General features: G+C 45.7%; 5 protein-coding genes. All 5 read left to right on the top strand.

The annotated features are described in order from the left end of the window. Window positions 1–258 precede the first annotated feature (258 nt). The 5 genes from KSW37_RS00395 to KSW37_RS00375 all read left to right on the top strand — a co-directional run bounded on the left by KSW37_RS00395 (window position 259) and on the right by KSW37_RS00375 (window position 13,248). Entirely contained in the window at window positions 259–4,179 is a 3,921-nt protein-coding gene (locus KSW37_RS00395; RefSeq protein WP_217312989.1) for a two-component regulator propeller domain-containing protein, read from the top strand. Between the two features lie 83 nt (window positions 4,180–4,262). Then, window positions 4,263–6,269 (top strand): alpha-glucuronidase, encoded by a 2,007-nt coding sequence (locus tag KSW37_RS00390; protein ID WP_217312988.1) that lies wholly within the window; start codon window positions 4,263–4,265, stop codon window positions 6,267–6,269. Then, window positions 6,262–7,908, top strand: a complete 1,647-nt coding sequence (locus KSW37_RS00385; protein WP_217743411.1) for a DUF5597 domain-containing protein — start codon at window positions 6,262–6,264, stop codon at window positions 7,906–7,908. Before KSW37_RS00390 ends, KSW37_RS00385 begins: the two co-directional genes overlap by 8 nt. A gap of 213 nt (window positions 7,909–8,121) precedes the next feature. Continuing rightward, complete coding sequence (locus KSW37_RS00380) at window positions 8,122–11,244, top strand: SusC/RagA family TonB-linked outer membrane protein (protein WP_217743410.1); 3,123 nt, start codon at window positions 8,122–8,124, stop codon at window positions 11,242–11,244. Between the two features lie 12 nt (window positions 11,245–11,256). Continuing rightward, window positions 11,257–13,248, top strand: coding sequence for a RagB/SusD family nutrient uptake outer membrane protein (locus tag KSW37_RS00375; protein WP_153139629.1), 1,992 nt, complete (start codon window positions 11,257–11,259; stop codon window positions 13,246–13,248). Window positions 13,249–14,063 lie beyond the last annotated feature (815 nt).

Genomic DNA, 14,063 nt, shown 5'->3' with positions numbered 1-14,063 from the left:
ACTATTTTATCATTGTTACTATGTTTTGGTTCTATTTTGCTGTTGACGCTGCAAATGTAGCAAAAACTATTGAAACTACATACAATTAATGGTCACCTAATCATTTCTATTTGTTTCATGGTACAAAAAACAAAGAAAAAGATAAAGAAACAAAAGTGAACGAAACATTTTATCTCGTTTTTATTTGTTGCTTTCATGCTTTTTTGTTACTTTTGCAGCCGTAACAACCTATTTTAAACAAGAAAACGGACAGAAAATATGAAGCATATCAGACATTGCCTCACGGCACTCTTCGCTATCATCATCTCGCTCATGGTATGGGCTGACAGTGGTGAACTTTTCACATCGGGCAAACTGTCAAGTTCGCTCATCACCTGCATTGTGCAGGATAAATACGGATATATCTGGGTGGGAACCGAATACGGACTCAGCAAGTTTGACGGCTACCGCTTTACCAACTATCTGCACAACGAAGAAGACACAACCTCCATTACCGACAACATTATCTCCGACCTGCTGGTAGATAAGAAAGGCAACCTGTGGATAGGTTGTGCCAAGGGACTGATGCGCTATAATTATGAGACGAACGATTTCGCCCGTCTCCACTTTCCTGATGGCAGAAAGCCACGTATCTATTCTATGGTAGAAAGTCACAATGGCGATATCCTGCTGGGTACAGCAGGATATGGTCTCTATTCTGTAAAAGACAGAAATACCCAGAAAGGAACAGACAACCTTTTCACTATCAGACAGGAAAGGCAATACGCTGAGCGCGATTCTGATGTATTCTTTACCCATATCTACGAAGATAAGCATCATTATCTCTGGCAGAGTAGCCACCTTTCTATCTTCACCCGTTTCATCAAGAAACAAGGCAAGGTGCAGCGCAAAGACTTCAAATCGCCATGCGGAGCACCAGTGGCTTTCATCCAGCATCGCCCGCAGACCATGCTCATCGCCTGTATGTATGGCATCGTCTATTATGATTACCGGACAGGCCGCATCGCTGATGCCGGCTACGACTTTGGCGGTTATCAGAATAATGTAACCATCAACAATGCTACCTTCGACCACGAAGGCAATCTCTATATCAGTACCTCTGAACATGGTGTTCTCATGATCAGAAAGGGAAGCAACAGGGTAGAACAGTTGGAGAACAGCAACAGCAGTTTCAATCTGGCTACCGCCTTCGTCAACGATATCATCGAAGATAAGGACAACAATCTCTGGATAGGCTGTTACAAGAAAGGTCTGTACCTGATCAACCAGCGCCAGCAGGCTTTCAACAGCTGGAGTTTCTCTGCACAGAACTACATCATCGGCAGCAGCGTTTCATCTATTGCACAAGGCGAAAATGGTGAAACATGGTGTACGGTACAGAACAGTGGTGTGTTCTGTTTTGATGCTTCAGGCAAGATTATCGCCCATCCCCAGTCACCTGCCGGTACTTGCATCATCTATAAAGACCGACGTGGCGATTACTGGATCAGCAATGGCAGCGCACTCTACAGCTACAACCCTCATACAGGTACATACCAGCAGAAACTCACCTTTACCAGTGCCGGCATCTACTGTATGACCGACGATGCACAGGGCAACCTTTACATTTCTGTATACAGCAAAGGCCTATATATATATAATGTGGAAAGCGGCAAGGTTACCGTTCTGAATATGCAGCAAAGAGGCGATAAAGGATTTCTCTGCAACGACTGGGTGCGAAGCATGGCGCTCGACCATACAGGCCATTTATGGATAGGAACCTCTAATGGAGTTTCCTGTCTCAATACCCGAACGCTCAGTTTCAAGGATTTCGGATGGCACATGATTCTGAAAGACAGACAGGCGAATAGTATCTGCGAAGGAAAGAACGGCGATATTATCATCGGTACGGAAGAAGGACTCTATCTGTTTGACAGAAAGAGCAATAAGATTTCAGACTTCCCTCATGCCGAAGCGTTGAAAGGCAAGCAGGTCTGCAGCATCATCAAAGACAGGAAGGGTGACTTGTGGGTTAGTACAACCATGGGCATCTGGCAGTATGAACAGAAGGACAGACAGTTTATCGGGCACATCAACGGCAACGGACTTACTACCCGTGAGTACGTATTGGGCTCTTCCATGCATACTGCCAACGATTTTATCGCCTTCGGAACCAGTGACGGTATCACAACCTTCTATCCAGACATTGTCAGAGCCAAGAAGATGGAACTGGGAGATGTACATCTCACCAACTTCATCATCGACGGGAAGCCAATCAACTGTATGGCTAAAGACTTCAGCATTCCTTACTCCCAGAATTCATTCACTCTGGAGTTCTCGCTGCTCAACTACAGGAACACCGATAATATCAGTTTCCAATACCGCATCAACGACGGCAAATGGAACAGCACCAATGAGGGAGCCAATACCGTAGCATTCAACAAGTTGAAACCAGGCGACTATACGCTGGAAGTGAGAGCTACCAGCAATGGCAGATATTCCAAGAATCCTACCATCATCAACATCAAGGTAGGCGACCCTTGGTATGCATCACCCGAGGCATATCTCCTCTATATCCTGATCATAGCAAGCGTCATCCTGTATGTCATCTACACATACGAGCGCCGCCGCAAGGCAGACCTGGAAGAGACCAAGATGCAGTTTCTCATCAATGCCACCCACGACATCCGCTCGCCGCTGACATTAATCATGGGGCCGCTCAACAAGCTGAAAACAAGGTTAACAGATGCCGAAAGCAAACAGGATATCGATACCATCGACCGCAATGCCCAGCGCCTCCTGCTTCTGGTAAACCAGATACTTGATGAGCGAAAGATAGACAAGAACCAGATGCATCTCCATTGTCAGGAGACTCCGCTCAAGGATTTCCTGCATGGCATCGTATCGCTCTACCGCTTCAATGCACAGGAGCGCAACATCACCCTTTCGCTCAAAGAAGACGAAAGCCTCAGCAGCGACAAAGGCAAGCTGAAGGTTTGGATAGACCGCATCAACTTTGACAAGGTTATCTCCAACCTGCTCTCCAATGCCATGAAGTATACCTTTGATGGCGGCGAGATTACTGTTATCATAGGTAAAGACGAAAAGAATGCCACCATCAGGGTAGAAGATACAGGCATCGGACTGAAAGAAGAGAAGACCGACCGCCTCTTCGAACGTTTCTACCAGGGGAACAACAGCAGCGGTCTCCATATCGAAGGAACCGGTATCGGACTCAACCTCTGTAAGGCATTTGTAGAAATGCACGGAGGCAAGATTAAGGCCTACAACCGTACCGACGGCATCAAGGGTTCCTGCTTCGAAGTAAGCATTCCGCTGGGCAACAGCCATCTGCAGCCAGGCGAGATACTTGAAGAAGAAGACAAGAAGGAGCAGGAGATTACCAAAAAGAAAGTACAGGCCAACCGCAACTTCAATATCCTGATAGTTGACGATGACAACGAGATTGCCCAATACATCAAGACCGAACTGAGCGACTGGTACCGCTTTGAGCATGCCTGCAACGGCAAGGAGGGTTTGAAGATGCTGCTCACCAGCAAGTACGACCTCGTGATAAGCGATGTGATGATGCCGGAGATGGATGGAATCACCATGCTCAAGAACATCAAGAGTAACAGCAACATCAGCGATATTCCTGTCATACTGCTCACCTCGAAGAGCGAGGTGGAACACCGGTTGGAGGGACTTCGCAAAGGTGCCGATGCATTCCTGGCTAAGCCTTTCAATATGGAAGAGCTTCATATCCTTATCGACAACCTGGTAGATAATGTCCGACGCATCCGCGGCAAATACAGCGGAGCACAGGGCCAGAAGGCGAAGATTGAGCAGATTCAGGTAAAGGGCAATAACGATGCCCTGATGGAACGCGTGATGAAATATATCAACGTCCACCTTGCCGATCCCGACCTCAATGTAGAGAAACTTACCGAGGAGGTAGGTATCAGCCGTGCACAGCTCCACCGTAAGCTGAAGGAGATTGCTGGTGTTTCTGCCGGAGAATTTATCCGTAACCTCCGACTGGAACAGGCGGCACGACTCATCGAAGAGGGGCAGATTAATATCACGCAGGTAGCCTACTCTGTAGGTTTCAACAACCAGACACACTTCTCTACCGTGTTCAAAAAACACTATGGCATGTCGCCTAGCGAGTATGCTGAAACAAAGAGAAATGAAAAATAAACGACCGCTATATATATAAAAGGTATTTTTTCGTATCTTTGCAGCAGAAACAATAACAATACAAACTAACAATCTGCAAAGATATGAAGAAATACCTCATTTTATTATTTACAGTACTTACATCACTCCATGTTTCTGCACAGAGTGATGGTTCACAGTTATGGCTCGGAAAGCAGTATGCTAACTCATGCCAAGTTATCTCACAGTTGCCTGATGATGCAACAGCCAAGATTGCCAAGCAGGAGTTGGAAAACAACTGGCGTGGCAAGAATGTTGAGCTCAAGATAGACAAGAGTCTCAACCTGGGCGAGGGCTATAACATCTACGCCCGTCCTGCCCAGCAAGGCGACAACATTCAGTACGAAGCAACCATCACCGCCAGCAATCCTATCGGTTTGCTCTATGGTGCCTACGAGTTAATTCGACTTCAGAACACTGATGCCTACAACACAGGTAGCGGTAATCAGCAGAACTTCAGCAAAGCTATCGATGAGACCGAGAAGCCACAAGTGGGTCTCCGCATTCTCAACCATTGGGATAATCTCGATGGCAGCATCGAACGTGGCTATGCCGGAAAGAGTATCTTCAAATGGGAAGAAATCAAACTCGGAAAGAACGGCAAAGGCGGCAGCATCAGCAAGAGTCTGCACGACCGCCTTATCACCTACGCCCGTGCCAATGCCTCTTTGGGCATCAACGGCAGCGTGCTCAACAATGTGAATGCATCGCCAAAGATGATGACTGCAGAATATATTAATAAGGTGAAGATCATTGCCAACATCCTGCGTCCTTATGGCATCCGGGTATACCTTAGCATCAACTTCGCTTCGCCTATGGCTTTGGGCTACACCAAGACTGCCGACCCACTGGATAAGAAGGTTCAGCAGTGGTGGAAGAAGAAGGCAAAAGAGATCTATGCTACCATCCCTGACTTTGGCGGTTTCCTCGTAAAAGCCAATTCTGAAGGACAGCCTGGTCCTGGCGACTACCACCGCACACATGCCGATGGAGCCAACATGCTTGCCGATGCCGTCAAACCATACGGAGGCATCATCATGTGGCGAAGCTTTGTATATGGTGCCAACCATAAGGGTGAAGACCGTGTGAAACAGGCTGTCAGCGAATTCAAAGGTATGGATGGCAAGTTCCGTGACAACGTAATCCTACAGTCAAAGAATGGTCCGCTCGACTTCCAGCCTCGTGAGCCATACGCTCCTATCTTCGACAACATCAAACAGACTCCACAGATAGCAGAACTTCAGATTACCCAGGAATATCTTGGTCAGTCTAAGCACCTCACCTATCTCGCTCCTATGTGGAAGGAATTCTTTGGCTTTGTTAATCCAGACAGACTGGTTGGAATCTCAGGTGTAGCCAATATCGGTGATGATGCCAACTGGTGCGGTCATCCTTTCTCACAGGCAAACTGGTATGCTTTCGGCAGATTGGCATGGAATCCTTCGCTTACAGCTGAAGAGATTGCTCACGAATGGCTCGTACAGACCTACGGAAACCAGGACGAGAAATTTACCAAGCCGGTAGAGATGATGATGATGACTTCGCGCGAAGCTTGCGTCAACTATATGATGCCTTTGGGTTTGCATCATATCTTCAAGTTCGACCACCACTACGGTCCTGAACCTGATGGTTTCATCGCAAGTTATCCTCTGGAATGGTGCCCGGTATACTACCATAAGGCTGATGCACAGGGCGTAGGTTTCGACCGGTCATCCAAAGGCACAGATGCCGTAGGTCAGTATCCGGAACCATATCGCAGTCTGTATGACAACATCGAGACTTGCCCAGAAGAATATCTCCTCTGGTTCCATCATGTGCCTTGGACTTACAAGATGAAATCAGGAAGCACCCTCTGGCAGGAACTCTGCATGAAGTACAACATGGGGGTGGCGATGGTAGAAGTTTACCGCGACTTTTGGCATACCTCAGCCAAGCAGTATATGAAGGGACATGAACAGGAATGGCAACATACAGACTCTCTGCTCAATGTACAGTTGGAAAACGCCAAGGAATGGCGCAATACCTGCCTCAAATATTTTCAGACTTTCTCTAAAATGAAGATTTATGAATAAGATCGTATTATTTTTTCTAGCATTATTATGCTGCACCAATATACAAGCTGGAGTGAAACTGCAGAAGCAAGGCTCTGCAACCCAGCTTGTTGTCAATGACAAGCCGATGCTTCTCCTGGCTGGTGAGTTGAGCAACTCTGCCGCAACGAGTCCTGCCGACATCAGGAAAGCATTGAAACAGATGAAGAATAGCGGAGTCAACTCTGTCTTCGTTCCTGCATATTGGGAATTTGTAGAACCTAATGAGGGCAAATATGATTTTGCACTTGTAGACAGCGTCATCACAACTGCCCGTAAGCATGACTTGAAGATTGTCTTCCTATGGTTTGGTGCCTGGAAGAACTCCATGAGCTGCTATGCTCCACTATGGGTAAAGGAAAACACCAAACGTTTCCCTCGTTCACTCACAGAGAACAGCAAGCCATTAGAGATATGCACAGCCTTCAGCGATAACCTGCTTCAAGCAGACAAACGAGCATTCTGCGAACTGATGAAGCACATTAAAGCAGTAGACAGTCAGGAGAATACCGTTATCATGATGCAGGTAGAAAACGAAATCGGCATGCTCGAATCTGCCCGCGACCACTCTCCTCTTGCCGAAAAAGCTTACAGACAACCCGTTCCTGCTTCATTGCTCAAGGCACTCAAGCTCAAGAAGAAAGGTACATGGGCTGAAGTTTTCGGAACAGACCGTTATGCAGACGAGAAATTCCAGGCATATTACTATGCTAAATATGTAGAGCAACTAGCCTCAGCAGGCAAAGCCATCTACAATATTCCGATGTATGTAAATGCAGCAATGAACAGTCGTGGCAGAAAACCAGGCGAATACCCTTCTGCCGGACCACTTGCCCATCTGATTGATATCTGGAAATGCGGTGCACCAAGTATCGACATCTTTGCACCAGATATCTATGATACCGGTTACAAGGGATGGGTAGAGAAATACAAGCGTGCCGACAATCCTTTCTTCACTCCAGAAGTGAAATGCGATATCAATAGCGGCGTAAAGGCATATTATACCTTCGGCGAAACAGATGCCATCAGTTTCAGTCCGTTTGCTCTCGATGAAGCTAACTACAAGGTGAAGAACAGTCTCAGACGTTCATATAAGGTTATCGACCAACTCTCTCCTATCCTACTTCAGCATCAGGGAAAGGGAAAAAACTGGGGATTACTCTTCGATCAGGAAGATAAAGAGCGAATCATCGAAGATGGAGATATCACCATGACCTGCCGTCATTTCTTCACGCTACCATGGGATCCACGCGCTACAGATGGAAGTAAATGGCCTGAAGGCGGTGGCTTGATTGTGAAACTAGCCAAGAACGAATACATCATAGCTGGTAATGGTATCGTCGTAGTCTTCCAAAGCAAGACAGAAAAAGCGCAAGCTGAAGAAAAGAAACTCGGTGAGGACGGATTTGTAGACAACGGTGGAACCGAAACAAGGAAACAAACCGCTACTTTCAAAGGCAAGCGTATCGGTATCGGATATGTAGACCAGGTTGAAGTAGACAAAAACGGCAAATTACAGTTTATCCGTCGTGATAATGGCGATCAGGACCACCAGGGGCGCCATGCCCGCATCTCATGTGGAGACAATAAAATACTCCACATCAAGCTATACGAATACTAAATATATATAATAAGGTATAAAGGGGATCTGCAGTTGCAAATCCCCTTTTTTTTTCACCTAAACATGTCTGTTTTATTGTACATGAAACATTTTAAAACACGCAAGATACAAATTTTAACTGCACTTTACGAAAAAGGACATATCTTTGCAGCCGTAAACAATTAACAAAATAGTGAGTAATAAACGTTTAATATACCTACAAACTGTTAAACTATGAAGTTATATTTAAAACAAACAACAATCTTAATGGGTATGTGTTCCGCACTTGGAATGTATGCTCCAGAGGTACAAGCTAGCAATGGAGAAGCAAATTCTCTGATAGCAACTTCAGTACAACAAACCAAAAAGGTTACAGGTAATATCAGCGACTCTATGGGTCCGCTGATTGGTGCAACAATCAAGGAGAAAGGAACAAGTAACGGTGTAGTAACCGACTTGGAAGGTAATTTCTCTATTAATGCAAAGCCTGGTGCTACGCTCGTGATTTCTTATGTTGGTTACAACACCAAAGAAGTCGTAGTCGGCAATCAGACAAACATTAAGATTTCAATGGAGGAAGAAGGTCATAGCCTCAACGACGTTGTCGTTATCGGTTATGGTACCCAGCGTAAGGAAGCCGTTACAGGTTCTGTAGCTAACGTTACTGGTTCATTGGTACGTGAGGTTCCTGGTGCCGACATCACCAACGCCCTCCAGGGTCGTATCGCAGGTGTACAGATGGCACAGACTTCATCAAAGCCAGGTGCATCCATGCAGATTCGTATCCGTGGTACACGTTCCCTGACAGCCAGCAATGACCCATTGATCGTACTCGACGGTATTCCGTTCGCAGGTAGCATCAGCGACATCGATCCTAACAACATCAAGAACATGGACATCTTGAAAGATGCCTCTGCTACCGCTATCTATGGTTCTCGTGGTGCCAACGGTGTCATCATCATCACTACTTATAAAGGTTATCAGGAGCAGCGCCCTACTGTAACTTATAATGGTTACATCGGTGCCAAGACTCTCTTCCACCGTTATCCGATGATGAACGCAGAACAGTTCACTAAACTCCGTCAGTATGCCAACAAGTTCCAGAATGGTCCTGACGAGAAGTATTGGGGCGAAGATGGTGCTGTGGATATGGATTGGCAGGACGAATTGTTCAAGACTGGTATCACCACTAACCATGACATCGGTGTATCTGGCGGCTCTTCCAAGGGAAGCTACAACTTCGGACTCTCATACTATCGTGATGAAGCTGTTATCCCAACACAGAACTTCAACCGTTATGCTATGCATGCAGCCATCGATCAGGAGATAGGTAAATACGTGAAGATTGGTTTCAGTACCAACAGCAACTACAGTATCACCAACAATAGCGACCTCGGTCTCTACAACACATTGAGTGCTACTCCTATCGCTAACCCATATAATGAGGATGGCTCATTGAAGACACGCATCCGCATGTCTAGTGATGATCAGTGGGTTTATACCAAGAATACCATCGAGAGTCTTGGTGACAGCCACAAAGATCAGACCAAGGCATACGGTACCTATAACAACTTCTATGGCGAAGTGAAGATTCCTCACGTAGACGGATTGAAATATCGCATCAATCTCGGTTTGAACTATCGTTCCAGCGAATATGGTAACTTTGTAGGTCAGGGTGTATTCTCTGACAAGGATAATGCAGACTCTCATGCCACTTCCCGCTATCAGCGCACAACCAACTGGGCTATCGAGAACATGCTGACATACGACAAGACATGGGGCAAACATACAATCAATGCGGTAGCTCTTTACTCTGCTGAGCAGACCAACTATCGCCAGACCTATATGTATGGACTCGATATTCCTAACGACAAGTTCCAGTTCTATAACATCGGTTATGCCAAGACTGTAACAGTAGATCCTGCTAACCAGGCATACTACAAGAGTGGTCTGGAGTCTGTAATGGGTCGTGTGATGTACAACTACGACAACAAGTATATGGCAAGCGTAGCCTTCCGTTCAGATGGTTCTTCCCGTCTGGCAAAGGGACACCAGTGGCATACTTATCCTGCCGTATCTCTCGGTTGGAACATCTCTCGTGAAAACTTCTTGAAGGATATCAGCTGGTTGGAAAGCCTGAAACTCCGTGTTGGTTATGGCGAGACCTCTAACCAGTCAGTAAACCCATATTCTACCCTCGGTGCTTTGAGCACACGTGCTTACAATTTCGGTAGCGACCCTAATGGTTATGCGATAGGTATGTACGTTTCTTCTCTTCCTAACTCAGAACTTGGCTGGGAATATTCCAAGACTTGGAACTATGGTATCGATTTTTCTCTCTTCGGTGGTCGTTTGAGCGGTACTGCAGAGTACTATGTTCAGAATACAGAAGACTTGCTGATGAGCGTTAACCTACCATCAACTTCCGGTGTAAACAGCTATATGGCAAACGTAGGCAAGACCCGCAACAAGGGTTTCGAGCTTTCTTTGAACGGAACCATTATCGACAACAAGAATGGATGGACATGGGATGCCGGTGTAAACTTCTATACCAATAAGAACGAATTGGTAGAATTGGCTTCAGGGGCAACACGTGACGAAAGTAACTGGTGGTTCGTTGGCAAACCAATCAACGTCATCTACGACTATGAGAAGATTGGTATCTGGCAGACCGACGAGGAAGACATCCGCAAGGTTGCAGAACCTGGTGGTAACGCTGGTATGATCAAGATTAAGTACAATGGTGACTATAACGCAGATGGCACTCCTACCCGTCCATATGGTGAGGCTGACCGTCAGATCATGAAGGTAGACCCAGACTGGGAAGGTGGTTTCAATACCCGTGTAGCTTACAAGAACTGGGATCTCTCAGTAGTAGCTTCATACCGTCATGGTGGTACATTGATTAGCACCATCTATGGTTCACAGGGTTACCTGAACATGCTGACCGGTCGTCGTAACAACATTGATGTAAACTACTGGACAGAGGATAATCCAACAAATGATTATCCAAAGCCAGGTGGCATCGAGAGCAGTAACAACCCTAAATATGGTAACTCTCTGGGTTACTTCAGTGGTTCTTATCTCAAGATTCGTACTATTACATTGGGTTACAACTTCAATCAGCCATGGCTCAAGAAGTGTGGAATCAGCAAGGCTCGCGTTTATGCAACCGTACAGAATCCGTTTGTTCTCTTCTCTCCATATCATGACGAATCAGGCATGGATCCAGAGACCAACTCATACGGTAACGAGAATCAGGCTGTAACCTCATTCTACAAGTCAAACTTGCTCGTAGTAGGTTTCAACACTCCTTCTACCCGCAACTGGTTGCTCGGATTAAACATAACCTTCTAAAAATTGACAACAATGAAAATTCGCAGTTATATATTAGCAGCAGGACTTCTTGCATCTGGCCTTGCTTTTACAGGTTGCTCTAGTGTGCTCGAAGAAACCGACCGTCAGGGATATACCCCTGAATATTTTAAGACAGAAAAAGGTGTACAGGCAGGTATCACATCACTCTATGCCAACCTTCGCTATTATTGGGGCAATGGTTATTGGCTCATAGCTACAGAGGAAGGCACCGATGAGTATACCTACGGACATGGTGGTAACGGAAACGATTACCCTATCGATATGACAGAGCAGATTCTGAATCCAAGCAACTGTCGTGCAGACGTTTTGTGGAACGTAGCATTCTCTGACATCAATACAGCAAGTGGTGTGATTGAGAATGGTTCTGCTGCAGGCATTGCTGAAAGTCTTTTGTCAGAAGCTCGCTTCTTCCGTGCATTCGACTACTTCGAGTTGGTTCAGACCTTCGGTGGTGTTCCATTGAATTTAGGTGCCGGTGAGTTGAAGTTCAACATCAATGCCACCCGTACTTCTAACCGTAACACAGTACCAGAAGTTTATACCAAGGCGGTATTTCCTGACTTGAAGACAGCCATCGAGCAGCTTCCAGATGCAGGTCGAGTAACTGGTGGAGTCACCAAGACAGCAGCTCGTCTGGTACTGGCTAAGGCTTATCTGACATATGGATGGTGGTTGCAGAATCCAAACAACATTCCGACCTATCCTACCTGCGACCGTCAGGATCCAGACGGACATGATGCAGCATGGTACTTCCAGCAGGCATACAATATCGCAGTAGAAGCCATCAACAATCCTGCAGGATTTGGTTTGCAGAAATCATTCTATATGGTTAACGTGGGTACAAACGACCGCAACAACGAGATTTTGCTCTATGCAGACCACAACGAGTCTAACAACTACTATGATGGTGGTACCAACTTCGATTGGGCAAATGGTAATGCGCCTGGCAACTTTGCGCGTTGGATGTGCCGTTGGGACTATACCTTCCTGGAGACATCCAAGAATGCAACAACATGGGATGCATTCCGTTCTGTACAGCGTGAAGCCGTTCAGGGAAAGGACCGTCCTTGGAAGCAGATGGCTACTCCTATCGAGGTCATGACCAAGACCTTCGCAGAGAAGAAGATGGACTCTCGTTTCGACGGAACATTTGCTTATCAGTTCCGCAGCAACTGGGATAAGTCTGGTGCTATTTCAGGCACAGCATATAATGCCAACAACCTGCCTGTAAATGCACAGGATTCTATCCTTACCTTCATCGATGACAGTGAAGCTGCAGGCATCGTTTATCCACAGGAAGGTGTAAAGAATGCAGCTGGTGATGGTACAAAGGGAGCTGGCTACAGCAATGTAGGCGCAGGTGTGCTCCCAGGTCGTGCAGACTGGGTGATTGCAGCAAGTGGTATCAGCCGCTATGCATGGTTGAACAACTGGAAGAATGGTATCTACCGTTCAGACAATGGCAACACATTGGGTAAGCCTAATGGTGACAGCCCACGTCCATACCCAGTATTGAAGTTCTCTGAACTCTACTTCATCGCTGCCGAGGCAGCAGTAAAGGGTGCAACGACAACTGGGAACTGGACCGCTCGCAACCTAATCAATGAGATTCGTGGTCGTGCAGGTGTCTGGACATACGACAACAACCGTCAGCGCGAGAAGGTGGCAGACTACAGTCAGCAGATGAAGGATGCTACACCTCAGAATATTACCATCGAGTATATTCTGGCAGAGCGTTCACGCGAGTTCTTCGGTGAAGGTTACCGTTGGTGGGATCTCGTCCGCACCCAGACATGGAAGCAGATTGCAGGAACCTATACCATCTGCGGTCTTACAGCAGGCGATCATACTCCTAAGACTTGGGAACGTGTGCTCATCACTCCAGAGAAGTATCTCCGCCCTATTCCACAGGGTCAGATTGATGCTCTCCAAATGTCAGCAGAGGAAAAGGCTGCTTATCAGAACCCAAGCTATACAGAATAAGAGAAGCTATGATGATAAAATAACATATTTTCGACAAATATACTAAAATATAAAGAATAGATGTCGAAATACACTTAATTAACAAAAGAAGGGGATATATTGTTTCATATTCCCTTCTGAAGAATACAAAGCTTTCTATGAGAAGAACAATGTTTCTTCTACCGTAGACAAGTAATTAAAGAGAAAAATCATGAAAATCTGTCGTAATCTCACTTTTTTATCGAGATTACGACAGATTTCTCGTTTAAAAGTTGTCGTAATCTTGCTTTTTTTCTGAGATTACGACAGAATTCTCGAGTTAAGCCCCTAAAAGTCCTTAGGAAAATGTGATGATTTAACAGAAAAGTCCTTAGGAAAATGTGATAAATACACTTAAAAGTCCTTAGGAAAATGTGATTTTCCTTGCGTAATTCACTGTTTATTAGTATCTTTGCCAAAACATATTTTTTAGCGTATGGAAAGACTACTTATATCCCAATTGTTAAAATGGAAAGACAGTCACGGAAGGAAGCCACTCATACTGGAAGGTGCAAGACAAGTTGGTTCGCACCAGTCTCTTGCCATACGAGAGAAACAACAGTTCAAAAACCATCAACATCCCCCTCTATATGCTCTTTGTTCTAGACAAAGAATTAAAGGCAGAAAGTTAGTATTTCAGCGAAAGCGGCAGTTTTTGACAAAACTGCCGCTTTCTCTTGTTTTTCATAAGCAAAAGTGTATAAAAACCGCATATTTATAATAAAATGTCGGGTAAAGTGCAACTTTTCTAGAAAAAAGTTTGGTGATTTCCTAAAAAATGCTTATTTTTGCAGCCG

Source organism: Segatella copri, assembly GCF_019127135.1.
In the GTDB taxonomy this organism is placed as follows: Bacteria; Bacteroidota; Bacteroidia; order Bacteroidales; family Bacteroidaceae; genus Prevotella.
This window is presented reverse-complemented; position numbering and strand designations above follow the sequence as displayed.

Coding starts and splice junctions, on each gene's coding strand:
- KSW37_RS00395 (WP_217312989.1), top strand. CDS start 259: ATGAAGCATATCAGACATTGCCTCACGGCACTCTTCGCTATCATCATC.
- KSW37_RS00390 (WP_217312988.1), top strand. CDS start 4,263: ATGAAGAAATACCTCATTTTATTATTTACAGTACTTACATCACTCCAT.
- KSW37_RS00385 (WP_217743411.1), top strand. CDS start 6,262: ATGAATAAGATCGTATTATTTTTTCTAGCATTATTATGCTGCACCAAT.
- KSW37_RS00380 (WP_217743410.1), top strand. CDS start 8,122: ATGAAGTTATATTTAAAACAAACAACAATCTTAATGGGTATGTGTTCC.
- KSW37_RS00375 (WP_153139629.1), top strand. CDS start 11,257: ATGAAAATTCGCAGTTATATATTAGCAGCAGGACTTCTTGCATCTGGC.